Source organism: Sporofaciens sp. JLR.KK001, assembly GCF_036941055.1.
Lineage (GTDB): Bacteria > Bacillota > Clostridia > Lachnospirales > Lachnospiraceae > Sporofaciens.
In genome coordinates, this window is the sequence record NZ_JAYMNO010000001.1 from 2452893 (window position 1) to 2474976 (window position 22084).

The window sequence follows — 22084 nt, forward strand, 5'->3', positions numbered from 1 at the left end:
AAAAACTTTATAATAATTGAGAAAGTTTGGACTGCAGAACGCTGCGTTCAATCTGTATATTTAAGAGGCGATACGGAGGAAAGGATATGGGAGCAGCAAAGAAGAGAACGAAGGTAGAATTAGTGTTGATGATATTGGTGACGGCATCGATCGTGCGTCAATTCTTCCTGGGGAATTATCACAATATGTTCCTGGGGGTACTGACGCTGATCCTTTTTATGGTGCCGAAGCTTATCGAGAAGAAGCTTGGGGTGAGTATTCCTGCAGGATTGCAGGCGGTGATCCTGATTTTCATATTTTCCGCGGAGATCTTAGGGGAGATCCATGCGTTCTATGTGAAGATATCCATCTGGGATACCATGTTACATACGACCAACGGATTCTTGATGGCGGCGATCGGGTTTGCCATGATCGATATATTTAACCGGAGCGAACGGTTTTCTATTAAGATGTCGCCGTATTTTGTGGCGTTTGTGGCATTCTGCTTCTCCATGACGGTAGGGGTGCTGTGGGAGTTCTTCGAATTCGGGATGGACTGGTTCTTCCAGACAGATATGCAGAAGGATTGGATCCTGCCTGCGATCAGTTCAGTCAAGCTGAATCCGGACGGCGCGAATGTGCCGGTGAAGGTGGCCGTTGATTCCCTGGTGGTCAACGGGCAGGAGTGGAATCTCGGCGGTTATCTGGATGTGGGGATCGTGGATACGATGAAGGACCTGATGGTGAACTTTATCGGAGCGGTGGTGTTCTCTGTCGTGGGGGTGCTGTATCTGAAGCAGAGAGGGAGAGGGAAGCTGGCGGCTTCGCTGATTCCGCAGGTGAGGGAGGAAGAAGAGTAAAAAGGCTATAATAGCAATGTAAAGTCTATATTCAAGGCCAAAACCGATATTCCTAAAAAGATATCGGTTTTTTGTTGATAAGACGGAAAATGTCTTTGAGTGAAGATCAAAAAGCCGTAAATAGAGGAATTATAGAAAAAATGTAATGAATTAACATACTTCATTACATTTTGACGGGGAATTTATGGATTCTGACGGGGCTGCAGCTTGTCGTATGGACATCATAGCCGTCAGACACTGTTTATAATTAGGAAAGGAGCCGCAAATATGAAAATTGAATTATTTGAACATAATCAGACAGTGTATCAGGCGGCTCTGGATATGCTTAAGACAACGGGCAAAGCGGCAATTGTGCATCCTACGGGTACGGGAAAATCCTTTATTGGGTTCAAGCTGTGTGAAGATTACCCGGATCAGACCATATGCTGGCTGTCGCCGTCAGAATACATCTTCCGGACTCAGGTAGAGAATCTGGCGGCGAGCTTAGAGAAGAATGGGACGTTATCTGGCGACACAGGGAGAAATGAAAACCGTAATGCGCGGATGTCGGCAGAAACGAATAGCGGGAACGGTTTCAAGGATGTGCTTGAAAATGTCAGATTTTACACCTATGCAAAGTTGATGTCAATGTCGGAGACGGAATTAGGGAAGATTCATCCCGACTACATTATATTAGATGAATTCCACCGCTGCGGCGCGGCCATGTGGGGGCAGGGAGTGCAGAAATTGTTATCCATGTACCCAAAGGCCAGGGTGCTGGGGCTTTCGGCAACGGCGATCCGCTACCTGGATAACCAGCGGGATATGTCAGACGAGCTATTCGATGGGAATGTGGCTTCGGAGATGACCCTTGGCGAGGCGATCGTGCGGGGCATCTTAAGTCCGCCCAAGTATGTGCTGTCCGTATTCTCTTATCAGAAGGATCTGGCAAAATATGAAAGACGGGTGCGGATGGCGAAAAGCAGGGTCATCCGGGATGAGGGAGAGAAGCAGTTAGAAGCTCTTCGTCATGCGTTGGAGCAGGCAGACGGGCTGGATGAGATCTTCCGTAAACATATGAAGAACCGTTCAGGGAAATATATTGTCTTCTGTGCCAATTATGAGCACATGACGGAAATGATCGGGAAGGCGCCGGAATGGTTTGGGAAGGGCCTATTCCGATGATCCGGAGACAAGTCAGGCATTTGCGGATTTTAAGGCGGATGGGAGCAGGCATCTGAAACTACTGTACTGCATTGACATGTTAAATGAAGGAGTCCATGTGGAGGATGTGGACGGAGTGGTTCTGCTTCGGCCCACGGTGTCGCCGATCATTTACAAACAGCAGATCGGACGGGCGTTGTCAGCGGGAAAGAAGAAAGATGCAGTTATCTTCGATATTGTGCTGAATATAGAGAATCTGTACAGTATCGGGACGATTGAGGAAGAGATGCAGGTTGCTGTGTCCTATTATCATTTCCTTAACCGCGAGGATGAGATTGTCAATGAGCATTTCAGGGTGATAGATGAGGTGCAGGACTGTATTGCACTTTTTGAGAAGTTAGAGGAGACGCTGACAGCTTCCTGGGACTTGATGTATGCGTATGCGAAGCAGTATTACCAGGAGCATGGGAATCTGGAGGTGCCGGTGCGGTATCAGACGGAGGAAGGATATGGACTTGGCCGGTGGCTGCTGACGCAGAGGAAGGTCCGTGCCGGGGAGAAGTATGGTGTGCTTTCGGCAGACCGGATCCAGAAGCTTGACCGGATCGGGATGGTCTGGGGAAGCTACCGGGATCTTTCCTGGGAGCGGTATTTCGCAGAGGCGAGAAAGTATTATGAAGAGCATGGGAACCTGAATACCAGTGTAAATGATGTGGCGGATTCGGGGATCCGGCTTGGTGCATGGATCTGTCAGCTTCGGACTTACCGGAAGAGCGGGATCCAGAAAGGTTATTTGACAGAGGAACGGATCCGGGTGCTTAACGAGATCGGGATGGTCTGGGATGTGCCGGATTATCTGTGGGAAGAGAACTTCATAGAATGTCTGCAGTATTACCGGGAGCATGGGAATCTGGATATTCTTAATGCATACATTTCACCCAAAGGATTGAAGATCGGCGGTTGGATCCGGAGGCAGCGGTTACTGCGGAAAGGGAAGACCAGCGGAGCGAAGCTTACGCAGGAGCAGATCGCCCGGTTGGATGAGATCGGGATGGCCTGGAAGACGAAGCCGGAGCAGCAGTGGGACAAGGGCTATACGGAGGCGAAGGCTTATTATGAGGCGTATGGGAATCTCAATGTGCCGGTATCTTATGTAAGTCCGTCCGGGTATAAATTAGGACACTGGATCGTGGACAGGCGGGAGAAAGGGAAAGCGAAGCATTCGGCAGAACGGCAGGAGCAGTTAGATGCGCTTAGAATGGTCTGGGTGAAGCCGGAGCCGAACGGATATCTTCATATCGGACACGCCAAATCAATCCTTCTGAATTCTGGTCTGGCGAAGAAATATAACGGAACCTTTCATCTGAGGTTCGACGACACCAATCCGACCAAGGAGGATATGGAGTTTGTGGAATCTATCAAGGAGGATGTGAAGTGGCTCGGCGCAGACTGGAAGGAGCACCTGTATTTTGCGTCGGATTATTTTGAAGTGATGTATGAATGTGCGGTCAAGCTGATCAGGAAGGGGAAGGCATTCGTCTGCGACCTGACGGCCGACGAGATCCGGGAATACCGTGGTACTCTTAAGGAACCCGGGAAGAACAGCCCATACCGCGACCGTCCTGTGGAGGAGAATCTGCGGCTCTTTGAAGAGATGAAGGACGGGAAATACAAGGACGGCGAGAAGGTCTTGCGTGCCAAGATCGATATGGCGTCCCCGAATATCAACATGCGTGATCCGGTGATCTACCGTGTGGCGCACATGGCGCATCACAATACGGGGGATCGGTGGTGTATCTACCCGATGTATGATTTCGCGCACCCGATCGAGGATGCGGTGGAGAAGATCACCCATTCTATCTGTACGTTGGAATTCGAGGATCACAGACCGCTCTATGACTGGGTGGTGAAGGAATGTGAATTCGACCCGGCGCCGCGTCAGATCGAGTTTGCCAAGCTGTATCTGACCAATGTGGTAACCGGCAAGAGATACATCAAGAAGCTGGTAATGGACGGTATCGTGGACGGCTGGGATGATCCGAGGCTTGTGTCCATTGCGGCGCTTAGAAGAAGAGGATTCACCCCGGAATCCCTGCAGATGTTTATCGAGATGTGCGGGGTGTCTAAGAGCCAGAGTTCCGTAGACTATGCCATGCTTGAATATTGTATCAGAGAAGATCTGAAGTTAAAGCGTCCGCGTATGATGGCAGTCTTAGATCCGATCAGGCTGGTGATCGACAATTATCCTGAAGGTGAGACGGAGTATCTGGAAGTGGAGAATAATCTGGAGAATCCTGAACTTGGGATGCGCAAGCTTCCGTTTGGCCGGGAGTTGTATATTGAGCGGGAGGACTTCATGATCGAGCCTCCGAAGAAGTATTTCCGTCTGTTCCCGGGCAATGAAGTGCGCCTGATGCACGCATATTTTGTCAAATGTATAAGCTATGAGACGGATGAGAACGGCAATGTGACGGTTGTACACGCAACCTACGACCCGGAGACGAAGTGCGGGACAGGATTCACCGGGCGGAAGGTCAAGGGAACGATCCACTGGGTAGCGGCGCCTTATGCGAAGCAGGCTGAGGTGCGCCTCTATGAGAATCTGGTGGACGAGGAGAAGGGCGTCTATAATAAGGAGGACGGTTCTCTGAATCTGAACCCGAATTCTCTGATCGTCCGCAAGGACTGCTATGTGGAGGACAGCTTTGCGGATGCGAAGGGCTGCGACAGCTTCCAGTTTGTGCGGAACGGATACTTCTGTATCGATTCTAAGGATTCCGCGCCGGAGGCGTTGGTATTTAACCGGATCGTGTCGCTTAAGAGTTCTTTTAAGTTGCCGAAGTAAATGGCAGTGTGATGATATGAATGAGTTGACGATGAATCTTAAGAGCTGTTCTAAGATTCCTCTCTATGAGCAGATCTACGGCTACATTAAGACAGACATCCAGCAGGGGCGGTTCGCGTACGGTGAGAAGCTGCCGTCCACGCGGGCATTGTCAAAGCATCTGGAGGTCAGCAGGAGTACGGTGGAGCTTGCCTATGAGCAGCTTTTATCGGAAGGGTATATTGAGTCAAAGCCGTATAAGGGATTCTTCGTGGCGCAGACGGAGGAATTGTATCATCTGGAAAGAGAGAATAAGCAGATTCCTGCCGTCAGGAAGGAAGAGAAGAAGTATCGGTATGATTTTTCGCCCAATGGCGTGGATCTTAGAAGCTTTCCCTATAATGCCTGGAGGAAGCTGTCGAAGGATATCCTGATCGACGACAGGATAGAACTGTTCCGCTCTGGAGATTCCAAGGGCGAGTATGGATTTCGCAGCGCCATCTGCAGCTATCTGCATCAGGCCAGAGGGGTGAATTGCATCCCGGAGCAGATTATCGTCGGCGCGGGAAGCGATTATGTCCTGATGCTCCTAAGCATGGTATTAGGGAGGGAGCATCGGATCGCATTTGAAAATCCGGCGTATAAGCAGGCGTACCGCATGGCGGATGTATTGTCCTATGAGACGGTGCCGGTGTCTTTGGACAGAAATGGGATGAAGGTATCGGAATTGGAAGAATCAGGGGCGGACGTTGCATATGTGACTCCGTCCCATCAGTATCCTACCGGAATCGTGATGCCCATCAACCGGAGAATGGAATTGCTTCGGTGGGCGGCGAAGGATGAGAGGCGGTATATCGTGGAGGATGATTATGACAGCGAGTACCGCTATAAGGGGAAGCCGATCCCTGCCCTTAAGGGGTATGACGTCCATGAGAAGGTGATCTATCTGGGTACATTTTCCAGGTCTATTGCACCGGCGATCCGCTTAAGCTATATGGTGCTGCCGGGGCCGCTTCTGGCAGAATACGAGAGGAAGGCTGATTTCGTGCATTCTACCGTCTCGAAGGTGGACCAGATGATCGAGCAGAGATTTATCGAAGAGGGGTATTACGAACGGCATCTCAACAAGACCAGGGCGCTGTATAAGAGCCGGCACGATGTGCTGATCGAAGGGCTTAAGAGTATGTCGGATATCCTGACTATATCCGGGGAGCATGCGGGCGTTCATCTCCTGCTGACATTTCACAACGGGATGACGGAGGAAGAACTGATCCGCAGAGCCGGGGCTAAGGATATCCGGGTGTATGGGATGTCAGATTACTGGATCGGGAAGCGGGAGGAAGCGGAAGCGACCATTTTACTTGGTTATGCGAATCTTACGGAGGAGCAGATCAGGGAAGCGGTGGAGATATTGAATAGATGTTTTCGGTGAGAATGCTCTTCGGGGACAGGGAAATCTTGCTTTGCCCCTAAAAAGTACCGTTTGCTTTGGTAGTTGCATTATCAGGATTGTGTATCCGGAAGGTGCGGGCGGTCATGGATTATGAGAAGAATGAAGTCCTCGTGGCGGAGGCAGATGTTTTATGATAAGATAAAGGGCAGAAATACTGGGTTTGGATATATAAGGAGGCATCTGTGATGCTGAAAAGCAGGAATAAATAATATTTTGTCTGAAAATAAATAAGCAATTTGCAATAAATCAGAATATAACAATGAAAAACCATTACGAAAAAATGTACTTTTTTGTAATGGTTTTTTTGATGAAAAATTTGTCCATTCTAATATATTATCGACAAAAAGTCAATAAACTTAATCCCCTTTTTTGTGATATTTGTCAAAAAATTTTTCCAGAAAAACCATTACAAAAAAGTACAGTATTTCGTAAGGGTTTTTGAATCCAGAAAAATCTTGTATTTACGGGAATTGTGGAAATTGTGTATGGAAGATTTTGAGATGAAAAGAGTAATAAAAGAAGAATAGGATAGTACCTTGAAAGAGTGCCAATGGAGAGAGTATGCAAGACCATTCATCAGTATAATAAGGAACCGATCAAAGAGGCTGATATGCAGAAGCTTCTGGAGATTGCAGGGGACTACAGGAAAGTGAAGAATTATGTATATTCCCGTTACGGCGGAATCGCCAGTTTATCAAAGATTTATCCGGGTTACACCGTGCAGAATGAGATGACGGACAGCGGTTACCGGGAAATATTGGGAATGCCGTCAGTATATTTCTATCTGGCGATTTTTGATGCGTTGGGCGATATTAAGAGCCAGTGGACCAGAACGAAGACGAAGATCTCGAAGCTGATCAATCAGAACGAGGGTTTTACAGAAGCGGATAAGCATTATCTGCGTTTTTTGCTTAAGGTCAGCAATGCGTTTGAAGAGGTGCTGAATCAGAAGCCGGTTGAATTGCCCGATACAGTGCAGAAGCAGTATGGCAAAGTAGCGGCAAAAGTTGATACAGAAAAGCTGAATAAATATCTGTGCAGGCAGGTGAGGAAGCATCATGTGAAGCTTCACACGGACAGAGCGGATGGTTTTGCCATAGCGGAGCGGGCATATCGTTATGCGGATCATGGAATCTACATTTCGATAAAAGAGAAGCGGAAGCGGGTCTTTGTGCTGCTGACGGATAATAACCGGTATAAGAGCCAGCTCTATATCAAGCTGTATCCGAAGGAACACAGTATCAGGATCAAAGCGCCGGTAAATGTAACGGTCCGTGATCATGCTGATTATCGGAATCAGGTAGGGGTTTCTACAGGGGTTTATACGATGCTGACGACAGATAAAGGGCATCGGTACGGCAGTGAACTGGGCAGATATCAGATCGAATACGCAGACTGGATCCGTGAACAGACAAGGATCTATAACTGCAACAGGAGTGAGAATCCCGGCAGGAAGAAGTATAGAGCGAAGAAGAAACGTATGGAAGAGCAGCTGCATAGTTATATCAATAAGGAATTGAATCGTTTCTTAAGAGAAGAGAAGCCGAAGACTATCTATATTGTAAAGCTGCCAAAACCGCAGGCAGGCGGGGTGAATAAGAAGATTAATCATTCTATGGCGCAGTGGCAGAGAGGCTATATCCGAAAACGGATGCTGCAAAAGTGTATGGAGCAGGCCGTGGAGGTTGTGGAAGTGCTTGGGAAGGATATCAGTAATGAATGCAGCAGCTGCGGAGCAATCGGGAAGAAAGAAAAGGGAGAATTCATATGCCCCCAATGCGGATATCAGAGTGAGGAGAAGACCAATACTGCCCGTAACGTGAAGAAACGCGGGCAGGGAGACGGGGCGCTGAACCGAGGGGGAACATATTCTTAAAGATCATAAGAACAGCCGTTTTAGATAAATGCCGGCGATGAGCCGGGATTTTACCGCAAGGACTAGGAAGGCGTTCATGATATAAAAAAGACGAACGGCATTAGAAGCCGGATCGCTTTAGGTGTATTCAGAGGGAATATGCAGGGAGCGTAAGATCCGGGTATTGGGTATGCCAGGACCTTGTGAACATGAAGAAGCGGCGGGCCAGAGGATATGCTCTGGCGCATGCGGGGCATCAGCCTTAAGGCGGTAGCTGCATGACGTAGCAGGGAGCGAAGCGGAGAGATGATATCGATCCGCATCATCCGCATGAAAAGTATGTTGTGCCGGAAACGGCATAGCAGGTAAGCGGATGACCAATGTGCCTTATTTTAAATCAGATAACAAAGACAGGAATGATCCTGAACCGTAGATCCAAAGCGCCTGAGACAGAGATATGTCTGAAAAACGTATGGGAAAGAGGACGTAAGTCTTCCTGTGAAGGGGAGCGATAAGTGGATCTAGGGGAAGCAGGTGAAATATAGAAATCTAAAAATATCTGCCTTATGGCAAAAAAAGTGGCAGAGCCGTATAAAGGAACAGGGAAAATGAGAAAAGCGCAGAAAAGACAAATCGAAGAATTTACAACGCTGCTTAAACAGGCGCATAAGGAAATAAAAAGATGTATAGAAACCCACAATACTGCGGCAGCCATGGATCTATTGGCGCAATGCCAGGAAGGTGCCGTCCGTACAGGGGAACTGATAGAGAAGACGGAAGGGGAGGACTGTCCCGCGATCCGTTTGGTAGAAAATTATTGCGAACTGGTCTACCAGATCTACGAGGAGCTTAATCGGGGAGAGGATGGGAAGGCAAACAATGTGCATAAAAGGCTGCACAGGATGTTGATCCAGGTCGAGAACAGTATCAGGAATGACATAAAAGTACGTTTTGAGATGGTGTTCCTTCCCTATAAGGCTTCCATGTGGGATTCCCTGGAAAGTGTATGGCAGGCTGCGGATGCAGACCCGTCATGTGACGCCTATGTGGTCCCGATCCCTTATTATGACAGGAATCCGGACGGGTCGCTTGGTACATACCACTATGAAGGGAACGATCTGCCTTCTTATGTACCAACAGTGCATTATGACAAGTATTCATTTGAAGATAGAAAGCCGGATGCCGTGTTCATACACACGCCTTATGACAATGCCAATTATGTCACAAGCATAGACCCCAGGTTCTATTCGGGGCAGTTGAAGAAGCACACGGAATGTCTGGTCTATATTCCTTACTATGCTACGGCAGGAGGGATGTCGGAAGCACAGGCACAGTGTCCGGCTTATTATAATGCAGATTATATCATCATCCAGGCGCCGAAATACTGTAATTTTTTTGACCAGTCAGTGCCCAGGGAGAAGCTGATACCGCTTGGGTCTCCCAAGTTTGACCGGGTGATCCGTATGTGCGAGGATCCGCCGAAGCCGCCTGAGGAATGGGAAGAAAAGTCGGCGGGGAAGAAAGTGTATTTCTATAATACGAGTCTCCAGGGGATGCTGGGGGATACAGAGGCTTTCCTTAAAAAGATGGAATATGTGTTCCGGTGTTTCAGAGGAAGGGATGAGGCATGTCTGCTTTGGCGGCCGCATCCGCTTCTGGAATCCACTTTCCGTTCAATGAGACCCATGTATAAGCCGATCTATGATGCCCTGAGAGATGAATTTGTCAATGAAGGTGCAGGGATCTACGATGATACGCCGGATATAGAGACGGCGATCGCGCATTCGGATGCTTATATCGGAGATGCGGGAACAAGCGTTACTTCGCTTTTCGGTGTCGCCGGGAAGCCTCTTTTTATCCTGAATAATTATATCAATACACCGCCGGGGGAGGAAGACTGGCGGGGCGAAGCAGTGAACCCTGTGTTTGATATATGGGGAGACGACAGGTATCAGATCACGAAGAACAACCAGTTATGGTTTTCTGAAAATAATGATTATCATTATAAGTTTTATATGGATCTGGGGACCGGTTATTCTTCCGGCGGTTATTACATAAAGGCAGTGGAGATCAGAGATAAGATCTATGTTCTCCCGGGCAATGCCCAGGATTTCCTGATCATCCAGGATAAGAAGATCAGGAAGATCAATCTGCCGTATAAGACGACACAGGCGGGAGCTTTCTGGAGTTACTGGTACAATGAGAAATATATCTTTCTGCTCCCCAACCAGTATCCATGGCTGGTCCGGATCGATACCATAACGGAAAAGATCAGCTATGTGGATGGCATAAACCAGTTCAATGTGAGGAATGTGGAAGGGGAACGGCGCGTGGGCGGCGTATGCCCTTATGGAAATGAACTGGTATTTGCCTCACCGGAAGATGATCATTTTCTTTTCCTCGATATGGATACTCTGGAGGGAAGGGGGCTTACCAACGGCTCCAAGTGTGGTCTGGGAACCCAGGGGATCGTGCCGGAGGGGGATAACTTGTGGCTGCTGCCCCTGAACGGGACGGTCCTTACCTGTTGGAATCCCAAGACGGGAGAGGCAAGAGAATACGGCGATCTACCGGAAGGGTTCAGATCTGTTCAGTGGCCTCACAACCTAGAGTGTGAAGAGAGACCCTTTGGGGCGATGGTATTTTCCGAAGAAAATGGAACGGAAAACATTGTAATCTCGCCGTCCTGGGGCAATATGTATCTCACGCTTGACAGAGAAACAGGGAAGATGGAGGAATGGGAGACACCGCTGCCTTTCCAAAGCCGCGGCAGGAACGGATACTTTACAGCAGGAGGCATGGGCGGATTCGTTGTAGGATATTCCGAATGCGGGAAGGCAAATTACCGGATCTGGTATGCGCCGGAGCGAAAGCTATATGATGTAAACATTAACACAAAGGAATACAGAGAGATTCCTATAGAGTTTGACCTTGATGAGCTTAAGTCACATGAGCCTGGGTTCATGGAGGAATCAGAATGGATGCAGTACTGTTTGAACGAAGGTGCGTTTAATTCTCTGGGGGACTTTCTGGATGGCAGCGTGACCGGTAACCAGTTTGACCGGGACAGGCAGATAAAAGCATTTTCAAAGATCAATGCAAACACGGAAGGTGTGTGCGGGGAAAATGTATATCAGTTTGTGAGAGAAAAAACCGGAAATCTGGCATGAAAAGCATCAAAAAAAAGAGGGTTATATGGAAAAGAAGATTACCAGAGTAATTACATACGGAACATTCGACCTTTTTCATGAAGGGCATTACCGGTTGCTCCAGAGAGCGAAGGCGCTTGGGGATCATCTGATTGTGGGCGTGACAACAGAGTCATATGACAAAGCGAGAGGGAAGCTGAGTGTAGTGGATTCCCTGATGACGCGTATTGAAAATGTGAAGAAAACGGGTTTTGCCGATGAGATCATCGTGGAAGAGACGCAGGGACAGAAGTTTAATGATATCAAAAAATACGATATAGATATTTTTACAGTCGGATCCGACTGGACAGGATGTTTTGATTATCTGAAAGATTATTGTGAAGTTGTCTACCTGGAACGGACGAAGAATATCTCCAGTACCATGCTTAGAGAACAGAAACAGCAGATCCAGAGAATTGGGATCATAGGATCAGGCAGGATTGCCGGCAGGTTTATCATGGAGGCAAAGCTTGTCAGCGGCGTCAGTGTGCAGGGGGTGTATAACCCGCATACGGAGAGTGCGGCAAAATTTGCGGACAAATGGAAAATAGACGCATATCTGGATATGGAAAATTTCTTTCTGGCGGTGGATGTGGTCTATATCGCCTCGCCCCATGAGACACATTATGGCTATATCAAGGCGGCCCTGGAGCATGGAAAGCATGTCATCTGTGAAAAGCCTATGGTTCTGAAAAAGGCACAGGCAGAGGAGCTGTTTGGGTATGCAAAAGAGCGGGGGCTGGTACTGCTTGAAGGGATCAAGACTGCATACTGTCCGGGATTCACAAAGTTTCTGGGAATTGCCTGCAGCGGGATCATCGGAAGCATACGCAATGTGGAGGCGTGCTTTACGAAGCTGGAGGATCCGAAAGCAAGGGAACTGACAGACCAGGTATACGGCGGCAGCTTCACAGAGTTAGGAAGCTATTGCATACTGCCGATATTGAAGCTTTTGGGAAAGGATTATGAAAGTCTGCAGTTTGACACCATCCGGGGAGAGAACGGGATTGACCTGTTTACGAAGGCTTCCCTGCGTTATCCTACAGGCGTAGCCACAGCCACCTGCGGGCTTGGAGTAAAATCGGAAGGCAGGCTCCTGGTTGCCGGAACGAAAGGGTATATCGTGGCGGAGGCGCCATGGTGGAAGACCACCTACTTTGAGGTGCATTACGAAGATCCCGGGCGGGTGGATAAATACTCCGAGGGGTTCCTTGGGGACGGGCTGCGTTATGAGATCAGCGATTTTCTCTCCATGCTAAGCGGGGGCGGCGATAATGGATTTAAGCTGACCCGGGGAGAGTCGGCGGCGTTGGCGGGTATAATGGAGGAATTTTTGAAGGCGGAGGGACGGCGGATCTGCGACTGATCGTGGATGCCACAGAAAGGAAATGAGGGCGATGAAAATATGGGCGCATCGGGGATGCAGCCAGAGGTATCCGGAAAATACACTACTGGCGTTTGAAAGAGCGGCAGAGATTAAAGGTCTTGAAGGGATTGAACTGGATATTCAGCTTACTAAGGATGGACATATGGTTGTCATCCATGACGAGAGAGTGGACAGAACGACAGACGGTATTGGGGAAGTAAGACAGTATACTTTAGCTGAACTTAAGAAGTTAAGAATTAATACTGGGAATGGGAAATATGAGCAGATACCTACGATGGAAGAAGTGTTGGATCTGCTTGGAGATAAATTGAAAAGCGGGCTGAGACTTAATATAGAGTTGAAAAATAGTGTATTTCGGTATGAAGGGATGGAAGAGAAGATCGTAGATTTGATACATCGAAGAGATCTTGAAAAGCAGATCGTGTACTCCACCTTTTATGCAATGTCTCTGCAGAAGATGCGGAAACTTGATCCGGATGCAGAACTGGGGATTTTAGACAGAAAGGTGTCAGATTGCTTATATAAATTAAAAGGCGGCTGCGGGGCAGATGCGTTACATCCATATTGGCAGGCATTAGATTTGCCGTTGGAAGAAATGAAGAATTATGCTGTGCGAGTGTGGATGAGCGGGCATCTCTATCCAGAGAAACCTACTGGAACGAGATTGGATATGGATGAGTTAGAGCGGCAAGGGATTACAGATATTATTTTGAACGAGCCAGAAGTGTATTTGTAAATAGGAGAGGGGTTCATTTTGAATAATAGGGAAACAAATGAAGGATATAATTTGTCCTGTGAAGAGTTAAAGAGACTTCAAGATGTTCAAAAAGAATTAATAAGCGAGGTAAAAAGGATCTGCCTCAAAAATAATATCCATTTCAATATGGTTGGTGGAACTATGTTAGGGGCGATCCGGCATGGCGGATATATTCCATGGGATGATGATGCGGATATTGGATTTCTTAGAACGGAGTATGAGAAATTCAGAAAGGCATGTAAGACAGACTTAAATCACGAGAAATATTATATGCAGGATTTAAGAGATACCAAGGGGTATCGTTGGGGATACGGGAAACTTAGGAAAAAAGGCACTGAGTTTATTAGGCTTAATCAGGAATTCATGCCATATGAACAGGGGATTTTTATTGATTTGATGCCATTTGATAACGTGCCTGACGGATGGCTGTCAAGAAGAGTACATTTTATTCAATGCTTTTTGTACCGTAAGTTTTTCTGGTCAGAAGTAGGAAGTAAGACAGAAAAAAATCCGTGGAAACGGACTGCTTATAAATTAATGAGACGGATACCAATGAAGTTTGTAATAAAGAGTTACCAGCGTTTCATTGATGCCGGACAAAGAAAAAAGACACGATTGGTTCGGATCCTTACATTTCCTACACCAAAAGGTGTATATGGTTATGAGAGGAAATGGTATACACATTTGTCAAAGTATCAGTTTGGAAATATGCTGCTTCCCGGCGCAAGGGATTATGACGGTTATCTCCGGGTGAAATACGGAAACTATATGGAATTACCGCCTGCCGAGAAACGTAAGACGCATCCGGTCTCTAAATTAAAATTACCTGAGGAGTGATATGGGCTTGGACACAGAGAAGAAATATAAGATTGGATATACGGATGGGGTATATGATCTGTTCCATATCGGACATCTGAATATGATTCAAACGGCAAAGGGACATTGCGAGTATCTGATCGTAGGGGTACATGGGGATGACGTGGTGGAAGGATATAAAAACCATAAACCCATTATCAACGAGAACGACAGAAAACGAATTATCGAGTCCGTCAAGGGTGTTGACAGGGCGGAAATTAACAGGTTCCGTGACAAATTAAAATTGTGGGAGCTATATCACTTTGATGTGATTTTCATTGGGGATGACTGGAAGGGTACAGAGCGCTGGAATAATTTTGAAAAAGTATTAGCTGAGATTAATGTAGATGTCGTATATGTGCCGTATACGCAAGGCATATCAACAACGGATATAAAGAAGCGGATATTAAGAAATTAAATGTATTTAGGAGAGGGAAATTTTGAAACAAAAAAGAATTGCAATAACGATGGGAGATCCGGCAGGAATAGGTCCGGAAGTAGTAGTAAAAGCATTGGCAAACAAAGAAATATATGAAAAATGTATTCCTGTTGTGATCGGTGATTATGAGGCGTTGCAGGATGCTATCCGTTTTTCAGGATTGGAGTTGACACTATCGGAGATTCATTCACCTGCGGATGCAGAAGGTACATACGGCGTAGTAGAATTTATCAATTTAAAATATTTGAAAGCAGGCAGCTGGGTATATAAAGAAAATTCAGCCCTTTGCGGAGAAGCGGCTTTTCAGTATGTGATTTATGCAATTCGTCTGGCGATGGAGGGGAAGGTTGAGGCTGTGATTACCGCACCGATCAGCAAAGATTCTATCAATATGGCGGGACACCATTATAGCGGGCACACGGAAATATTTGCAGAGTATACGGGGACAAAGGATTATGCGATGCTTTTGGCAAGCGAGAATCTCCGGGTGATACATGTCACAACACATTGCGCGTTAATAGAAGCGTGCAGGCTGATCCGAAAAGAAAGAGTGCTTACGGTCATAAAGCTTGCAGAGTTAGGATGCAGGATGTTAGGGATTGATAATCCGCGGATCGGTGTGGCAGGATTAAATCCGCATTGCTCCGAAGACGGGTTGTTCGGTACAGAAGAAATAAGCGAAATTATTCCGGCGGTTCAAGAGGCGAAACAGCTCGGAATAAATGTGGAGGGACCAGTACCGCCAGATACTGTCTTTGTAAAGTGCAAAGCGGGTTTCTATGATATTGTAGTTGCCATGTACCATGATCAGGGGCATATCCCTTTGAAATTGAACGCATTTAGATGGGATGAAGAAAACAAACAGTATGGATCAGTCCGCGGTATCAATTGTACGATAGGATTGCCGGTTATACGGGTTTCTGTGGATCATGGGACAGCGTTTGGAAAAGCCGGGGAGGGCAGGGCGAATGAAGACAGTATGATAGAGGCAATTGAGGTAGGGCTCATTATGGTGGAAAATACTGTTCTTTAGAAAATAATGAACAAGATAAAAGGAGAATTACGATGTATATGGAAGCGAAATATGAAGATGAAAGAGTATTAAGCCAACGATTCTGTCAGGTGATGGCAGAAACTATAGGAGTGAATAAGGAAATAAGAAGAAATATAGAGTATGGAATTTTCCCGTATGGATATCAAGGAGAAATTGCTGACAGATTATTGCAACATAAATTTGGAATCAAACCCCAATATATAATTGATAATAAATGGGTCAAGTTTAATCCGGATATTATTTCATTAGAAGAATTAAAAAAGATAGATAATGAAAATTTGATAATTTTTGTTTCCAGTGATAGAAATGATATATATGATGTGATTCGCGAGGAAATCAATAGATATATAACGAAAGGAATTGTGGTAGATTTATTCCCGATGGTCAATGAAGATAATGATAGGAAAGTAGAGGCAGTACGTTTGTTAGCAAATCATTTTACTTCTATAAAGCTTCCAGGTTCCGTAGCTGAAGCGGGTGTACGTGAAGGAGCCTTTGCTCGGTATATAAATAAATATTTTTCGTCTAAAAAACTTTATTTGTTTGATACATTTGAAGGGTTTTATAATGAACAGGTAAAGAGCAATATGATATTAGAGGAAAAAGTGTTTGAAGTTAATATGGATTATGGGGAATACTATCATGAATTAGGGGTGGGTGGCATATTGCCTATGCCTAATCCAGAGAATATCATCATTAAAAAAGGTTTTTTTCCGGATACAGCGGTAGATATAGAAGATACTTTTTGTTTTGTTCATTTAGATATGGATATCTACCAATCTACTATGGATGGATTACATTTTTTCTGGTCCAAAATGGTAGAACAGGGAGTTATCATGTTGGATGATTACCATAACGATCATTGCCCAGGAGTAAAAAAAGCTGTTGATGAATTTTGCGCTGCAAACGGTGTTGGAGTATGTTTTCTTCCAGAAGGGCGTGGAACAGCCGTGTTGATTAAAAATAGATAATATGAAGGAGATATTAATTTATGTTGGAATGTTTTTATAAGTTTAGAAAAGCATTGGATGAAATTATGATAAATGCATTCGGGCATCGAATCATATTATATGGTTACGGAAGAACAGGACGTTTTCTTGAGTGGTATGCAGATTATTATCACAGTGTAAAACCGGATTTCATTATTACGAGCGATTGGTCTAATGCAATGCCATACTCATTGCCGTATTTTAGAGATAGCTTATTTGAGTTTAATTATGCAGACGTTAAGGACGCTATTGTGTGGTTGGCCCTTCCGGGGGATGAAGAAGCAAAGGAAAAATGTGAAAAGTATAAATTTGAATATTATGATTTTGCAGATGTTATTTATGGGGAAAGATTAATTGCCGAAGAAAACGATTCGGAAAATATTTTTACGAAGAAAAAGACGGGTATACATGATGTACAATTTATGGAATATTTAGAATGTTTTTATGGATGTAATTTTCTTACCTCTGTCAGTAAAGAATATTTGACGAAAGGTGCGCATAATTATGCTATTTCTACACAAAGAGAGATTTTTCCAATATTAGATAAATGTCATATAATTTTATCAAAGGATGATGCTATTTTTGACTTTGGTTGTGGAAAAGGTGGAGCCATGATTACTTTTATGGACTATGGCTTTTCAAAAGTTGGAGGAGTTGAATTTAGCGAGCAGTTGTATAATGAGGCAAAAGATAATTTGAAAAAACTTGGTCTGGATTCTTGTAAAGAAAAGCAAGTGGAACTTTATCATAATGATGCATCTAAGGTTACACACGAATTAGATATTTATAATTGGTTTTATTTTTTTGACCCATTTGAAAGGCAAATATTTGAACCGGTTATATCAAACATATATGATAGTTATTTGAGAAAACCACGAAAATTAAATCTTATTTCTATTAATCCACGTTACCATGATGTAATTGAGAAATGTGAGATTTTTGTTATGATAAATCAATTTTGTGCTGCTACACGACAGAAGGTTGTAAATATTTATATAACAAAAGAGTAACGGTTAAAGAGGGGGAAGAAGTGGAAGAAATTTTTAAATTATCAGACGATTGGGGTGATTTGACTGAACATGGCACAATTGTCCCTTTTGGAGTTGGAAGGATAGGACGAAGAGTAATTCCATCTTTGATGGAAGAGTTTGATATTCCATTCTTAATTGATAATGGATATTATAAAGAGAATGTATATGGTTTGAATGTTTTGAACTTAAAACAGGCTGTTACACATTTAAGAGAAAAAGATATGAAGGTTGTAGTTACAACAGTTTTCTATTCTTATAAAGAAATTAAGCAGGAAATGGAATCATTTGGATTTATAGAAAACATAGATTTCTGTATATTAGAACGTTTTGCAGAAGAATGGAATTTGCGTTGGAGAAATAAATGCGTTTTGTCAAAAATAGATACTGTAATAACATCCAGATGTACTTTGAGATGTAAGAATTGTAATTTGTTTATTAGTTATGCGCCTGAGCAGTGTGATATTGATTTAAACAGATTAAAAAATAATTTTGATATTTTTTTTGAAAGTGTAGATTATGTTTATGAGTATACTCTTTTAGGCGGAGAGCCTTTTTTACATAAAAACATTGCTGAAATCATTTCATATTTAGGTAATTGCTATGGAGAGAAAATTGGTCGGATTAATTTGATTTCAAATGGTACTGTAATACCAGGTAATGAAGTAATTGATATATTGAAGAAATATCATGTTACGATACATATCAGTGATTATACTTGTTCTGTTGATTATAAAAAAATTTTGGTAAAACTACAAAAGAAGTTTTTGGTGAACGGTATTGAATATTATGTAATACCCAATAATACATGGAAAGATGTGGTATATCCGAGAAAAGGATATCAGAGCGATAATCCAAGACGTCATATGCTCTTATGTGGACATAGCACACATTCTGTTGCGGACGGACGACTTTATTGGTGTGATCCTGCTTTTGCAGCAGAATGTTTTATGGGATTTGTATCGAAAGAAGATGATTCTTTTGATATGGTAGCTAATAAAAGAAATTATTCAAAGTATGAGGCAACATTAAATATTATGAAGTATCTTTTAGGAGATGTGAATGTAAGAGGTTATATGAGTTTATGTGAAAAATGTGCAGGAGTAGGAAACGATAATAATATGATAGTTTTAGCTGGAGAACAAGTAGAAAGAGAGGTATATATCCATGACTTATAATTTTTCTTCAGGACCGGCAATGATGCCAAGTGAGGTAATGAAAGAAGCGAACCAAGAATTTCTTGATTTTTCAGGAAGTGGAATGTCGGTTATGGAATTGAACCATAGGTCTATATTGTTTAATAAAATCGTTGATGAGGCAAAGGCCGATTTAAAAGAGTTATTGGAAATACCAGATAATTATAAGGTTTTGTTTCTTCAAGGAGGGGCTTCATTACAATTTGCAGCAATTCCAATGAACCTTATGAAAAATCGTAAAGCAGGTTTTATTATGACTGGGCATTGGGCGAAGAGAGCTTATGAAGAAGCACAGAAGTATGGTGAAGTTAATGAGCTTGCTTCGAGTGCAGACAAAAATTATACATATATTCCGAATTGCAGTAATCTCCTAATTTCTGACGATTTGGACTATATTCATATCTGTGAAAATAATACAATCTATGGAACTAGATTCATGCAGCTGCCGAATACTTTAGGAAAAGATATTGTTTCTGATATGTCATCCTGTATTTTGTCAGAGCCCATTGATGTAGCAAGATATGGCTTAATATTTGCTGGCGCACAGAAGAATATGGGACCAGCAGGAGTAACAATAGTAATCATACGAGAAGATCTGATAAGAGATGATATTATGCCATGTACGCCGTCTGTAATGAAATATAAAAATCAGTTTGATAATAATAGTAGATTTAATACGCCTCCTTGTTATGGTATCTATATGTGTGGGAAAGTATTTAAGTGGTTAAAAAGAATAGGCGGACTTTCTGCTATGAAAGAAATTAATAAAAAAAAGGCGGAGCTTATTTATAATTATCTTGATGAAAGTAAATTGTTCCATGGAACTGTTGATAGAGAGTTTCGTTCAAGAACAAATATTACTTTTACTACAGGTAAAAATGAATTAGATATGGAGTTTGTAGAGGCTTCAAAAAAAGTAGGATTTGTTGGGTTGAAAGGTCATCGATTTGTAGGTGGTTTGAGGGCATCTTTGTATAATGCAATACCGTACGAAAATGTAGAGAAGTTGGTAAAATACATGAAAGGGTATGAAGTTGAATATATGAGGAGAACTCTAAAAAAATAGTGATTTGGACATTAGAAATCCAGAGCCACAAAACTAAGCCTGATGTATCGTGGAAGCTGTAGGAAAGATGAAAGTTTATTATTTATAGATCCTCTGATGAAAGATGGAATATCCTTCGGTATTTATACAAATATAATGAGATTAGATTTTATAACTATTAATTAGTAGATAATCTTGACTACGCTATTATTACGGGAGGAAGGAATATGAAAAAATTGTATATTTGGGGTGCTGGGGAGATTGGGACGCGTGTTTACAATCATTTGGATGATACGTGGGAAATTATGTTTGTTGATTCAAATACGCAATTATCGGAGTCGTATAGATGTGGAAAAAAAATTATTGATATTGCTGAATATTTAGCAAAGCATTCTGATGAGTTTGTACTGATAGCACATTTATGTGAACACGAGAGCATAAAAACTTTGAAAGATAATAACATAATAAATTTTTTTACTCATTGTGATTTGCCAGGAGAGTTTAAAGAACCGTATATTCGTGATGATTTCAAAAAGTATATTATTAATTATTTAAATAGTAGAACTAATTATATTTTATACGGACTAAATATATATAGTATTATAGTGCAAGACTGGATTTATAAAAAGTATGGGCATCATCCATATATTTTGATACAAGATTATATTACGAAAGAATATGTTGATAGAATAAAGCAACAATATAAGGGGTTAAAGCTAGTAACTAATATTAAGGAATTAGATGATATTGATGAAGTTTGTATTTCTACTAATGAGTATAGTGAGTTGAAATCATCAAATATTTTTTCGGGATATTATGTATCTGATATTTATGATTGTTCTGATAAGATAGATAGTTATTATAATCCTGCAATTGAGAAATTTCATAATCTACATAAAGGACAACGATGTTTTATTGTTGCGACAGGACCAAGTCTAAAAATAGAAGATTTAGATTTATTAAAAAATAATAATGAAGTATGTTTTAGTATGAATACTATTTTTTATGCATTTGATAAGACAGACTGGAGACCAGATTATTATGTAGTGTCTGATTATAGAGGAATTGATGAATATAGTAGATTATTGGATAACCTGCCAGTGAGATATCAATTTTTGGGTGATGGTTCAGAAACATTCTGGAAAGTTCCGCATAGAGAAAATTTACTTCGTTTTCATCAGCATTATGAATTTTCTTTTAATAGGTTGCCTAAATTTTCGGATAATTTTTCTCTAAGAAGCTACATGGGAGGAACAGTAACCTATACATGTATGCAATTAGCAGTTTATATGGGATTTACAGAGATTTATCTATTAGGAGTTGATTTTTCGTATGGTGGAAACAAATCAGGAAAAAAATATGCCCATTTTCATGAGGAAAAAGAGTTAGAGGCAACAGGTTTTGCTCAATACGATGGATCAGCATATAAAGCGGCAGAAGTATACACAAAAAAACATGGTATTAAAATATATAATGCTACCCGTGGGGGAAAATTAGAAGTTTTTGAAAGAGTAAATTTTGTAAACTTATTTAACAAATTATAAATAGATTCTTTTTTTGAAACGAAAAGTCTGTTGTTATATATGGAAAAAGTTTATATTCTGTAATATTAAGTCAATAGATAAAGTGGTAAAAGGGAGATGTGCTAATATAATTATTCCATTGGGGATGGACAGACTTTGATGGGATAATAAATGCATTTAATTTGGCAAAGGATAAAAATAAATCTTTACTCCAGATTTATAATTAAAAATATCCATGAAGGGAATACATGATTTACTATCGGTTTGGAACCAAGTTTAAAGGCAGATGACTTACCTTTGTTACATCAGAATTATATAATTTCATTTAGTGTAAATGACATAGCAAAGATTTATGAAGATACAGGATGGAGACCAGAATATTACGTAATGACGGAAAAATACATTTTTAATCCCAGCTTAATATATCCAGAGTAATTTGGCAAAAATACGTTTTTGACAAAAGTACAAGAAGAGTTTTGGAGTAAAGATCTTTATTATTTGGAGGAAGA

Annotated in this window: 16 protein-coding genes and 1 pseudogene; all 17 read left to right on the top strand. The window is 42.7% G+C overall.

The genetic code is table 11. The annotated features are described in order from the left end of the window. Positions 1-86 precede the first annotated feature (86 nt). The 17 genes and pseudogenes from VSQ62_RS12795 (at position 87) to VSQ62_RS12875 (ending at position 21596) form a co-directional block, all read left to right on the top strand. Positions 87-839, top strand: a complete 753-nt coding sequence (locus VSQ62_RS12795) for a DUF2238 domain-containing protein (RefSeq protein ID WP_334635274.1) — start codon at positions 87-89, stop codon at positions 837-839. Positions 840-1106: 267 nt separating this feature from the next. Next, entirely contained in the window at positions 1107-2003 is an 897-nt protein-coding gene (locus tag VSQ62_RS12800; protein WP_334635275.1) for a DEAD/DEAH box helicase, read from the top strand. Next, positions 1981-3033, top strand: a pseudogene (locus tag VSQ62_RS12805) (helicase associated domain-containing protein); the annotation flags it as partial. The gene VSQ62_RS12800 and the pseudogene VSQ62_RS12805, both read left to right, overlap by 23 nt. After that, a complete protein-coding gene (locus tag VSQ62_RS12810) occupies positions 3034-4827 on the top strand; it encodes a glutamine--tRNA ligase/YqeY domain fusion protein (protein ID WP_502957819.1) in 1794 nt (597 codons plus the stop codon). A gap of 16 nt (positions 4828-4843) precedes the next feature. Continuing rightward, positions 4844-6238, top strand: a complete 1395-nt coding sequence (gene pdxR / locus VSQ62_RS12815) for a MocR-like pyridoxine biosynthesis transcription factor PdxR (protein WP_334635276.1) — start codon at positions 4844-4846, stop codon at positions 6236-6238. A 571-nt stretch (positions 6239-6809) separates the two neighbouring features. Further along, on the top strand, positions 6810-8135 hold the full coding sequence (locus VSQ62_RS12820) for a zinc ribbon domain-containing protein (protein WP_334635277.1): 1326 nt from the start codon (positions 6810-6812) through the stop codon (positions 8133-8135). 587 nt (positions 8136-8722) lie between these two features. Then, positions 8723-11284 (top strand): hypothetical protein, encoded by a 2562-nt coding sequence (locus VSQ62_RS12825; RefSeq protein ID WP_334635278.1) that lies wholly within the window; start codon positions 8723-8725, stop codon positions 11282-11284. Between the two features lie 25 nt (positions 11285-11309). Further along, positions 11310-12668 (top strand): Gfo/Idh/MocA family oxidoreductase, encoded by a 1359-nt coding sequence (locus tag VSQ62_RS12830; RefSeq protein WP_334635279.1) that lies wholly within the window; start codon positions 11310-11312, stop codon positions 12666-12668. A 31-nt stretch (positions 12669-12699) separates the two neighbouring features. After that, positions 12700-13425 (top strand): glycerophosphodiester phosphodiesterase family protein, encoded by a 726-nt coding sequence (locus VSQ62_RS12835; protein WP_334635280.1) that lies wholly within the window; start codon positions 12700-12702, stop codon positions 13423-13425. Between the two features lie 18 nt (positions 13426-13443). Beyond that, complete coding sequence (locus tag VSQ62_RS12840; protein ID WP_334635281.1) at positions 13444-14283, top strand: LicD family protein; 840 nt, start codon at positions 13444-13446, stop codon at positions 14281-14283. Between the two features lies 1 nt (position 14284). Further along, complete coding sequence (locus VSQ62_RS12845; protein ID WP_016218106.1) at positions 14285-14719, top strand: FAD synthase family protein; 435 nt, start codon at positions 14285-14287, stop codon at positions 14717-14719. A gap of 22 nt (positions 14720-14741) precedes the next feature. Continuing rightward, on the top strand, positions 14742-15773 hold the full coding sequence (pdxA, locus tag VSQ62_RS12850) for a 4-hydroxythreonine-4-phosphate dehydrogenase PdxA (RefSeq protein WP_334635282.1): 1032 nt from the start codon (positions 14742-14744) through the stop codon (positions 15771-15773). 32 nt (positions 15774-15805) lie between these two features. Beyond that, positions 15806-16765, top strand: coding sequence for a TylF/MycF/NovP-related O-methyltransferase (locus VSQ62_RS12855; RefSeq protein ID WP_334635283.1), 960 nt, complete (start codon positions 15806-15808; stop codon positions 16763-16765). Between the two features lie 20 nt (positions 16766-16785). Then, positions 16786-17793 carry a class I SAM-dependent methyltransferase gene (locus VSQ62_RS12860; protein WP_334635284.1) on the top strand — a complete coding sequence of 336 codons (1008 nt, stop codon included), beginning with the start codon at positions 16786-16788 and terminating at the stop codon, positions 17791-17793. 20 nt (positions 17794-17813) lie between these two features. After that, entirely contained in the window at positions 17814-18989 is a 1176-nt protein-coding gene (locus VSQ62_RS12865; RefSeq protein ID WP_334635285.1) for a radical SAM protein, read from the top strand. After that, a complete protein-coding gene (serC, locus tag VSQ62_RS12870) occupies positions 18973-20073 on the top strand; it encodes a 3-phosphoserine/phosphohydroxythreonine transaminase (protein ID WP_334637650.1) in 1101 nt (366 codons plus the stop codon). The genes VSQ62_RS12865 and serC overlap by 17 nt, the downstream gene beginning before the upstream one ends. 206 nt (positions 20074-20279) lie before the next feature. Continuing rightward, entirely contained in the window at positions 20280-21596 is a 1317-nt protein-coding gene (locus tag VSQ62_RS12875; protein ID WP_334635286.1) for a 6-hydroxymethylpterin diphosphokinase MptE-like protein, read from the top strand. Positions 21597-22084 lie beyond the last annotated feature (488 nt).

What these genes read in the sequence shown, in the direction of transcription:
- VSQ62_RS12820 (WP_334635277.1), top strand. Translation starts at nt 6,810, where the DNA reads ATGGAGAGAGTATGCAAGACCATTCATCAGTATAATAAGGAACCGATC.
- VSQ62_RS12855 (WP_334635283.1), top strand. Translation starts at nt 15,806, where the DNA reads ATGTATATGGAAGCGAAATATGAAGATGAAAGAGTATTAAGCCAACGA.
- VSQ62_RS12835 (WP_334635280.1), top strand. Translation starts at nt 12,700, where the DNA reads ATGAAAATATGGGCGCATCGGGGATGCAGCCAGAGGTATCCGGAAAAT.
- VSQ62_RS12810 (WP_502957819.1), top strand. Translation starts at nt 3,034, where the DNA reads ATGGCCTGGAAGACGAAGCCGGAGCAGCAGTGGGACAAGGGCTATACG.
- VSQ62_RS12845 (WP_016218106.1), top strand. Translation starts at nt 14,285, where the DNA reads ATGGGCTTGGACACAGAGAAGAAATATAAGATTGGATATACGGATGGG.
- VSQ62_RS12825 (WP_334635278.1), top strand. Translation starts at nt 8,723, where the DNA reads ATGAGAAAAGCGCAGAAAAGACAAATCGAAGAATTTACAACGCTGCTT.
- VSQ62_RS12795 (WP_334635274.1), top strand. Translation starts at nt 87, where the DNA reads ATGGGAGCAGCAAAGAAGAGAACGAAGGTAGAATTAGTGTTGATGATA.
- VSQ62_RS12860 (WP_334635284.1), top strand. Translation starts at nt 16,786, where the DNA reads ATGTTGGAATGTTTTTATAAGTTTAGAAAAGCATTGGATGAAATTATG.
- VSQ62_RS12875 (WP_334635286.1), top strand. Translation starts at nt 20,280, where the DNA reads ATGAAAAAATTGTATATTTGGGGTGCTGGGGAGATTGGGACGCGTGTT.
- VSQ62_RS12830 (WP_334635279.1), top strand. Translation starts at nt 11,310, where the DNA reads ATGGAAAAGAAGATTACCAGAGTAATTACATACGGAACATTCGACCTT.
- pdxR (WP_334635276.1), top strand. Translation starts at nt 4,844, where the DNA reads ATGAATGAGTTGACGATGAATCTTAAGAGCTGTTCTAAGATTCCTCTC.
- VSQ62_RS12800 (WP_334635275.1), top strand. Translation starts at nt 1,107, where the DNA reads ATGAAAATTGAATTATTTGAACATAATCAGACAGTGTATCAGGCGGCT.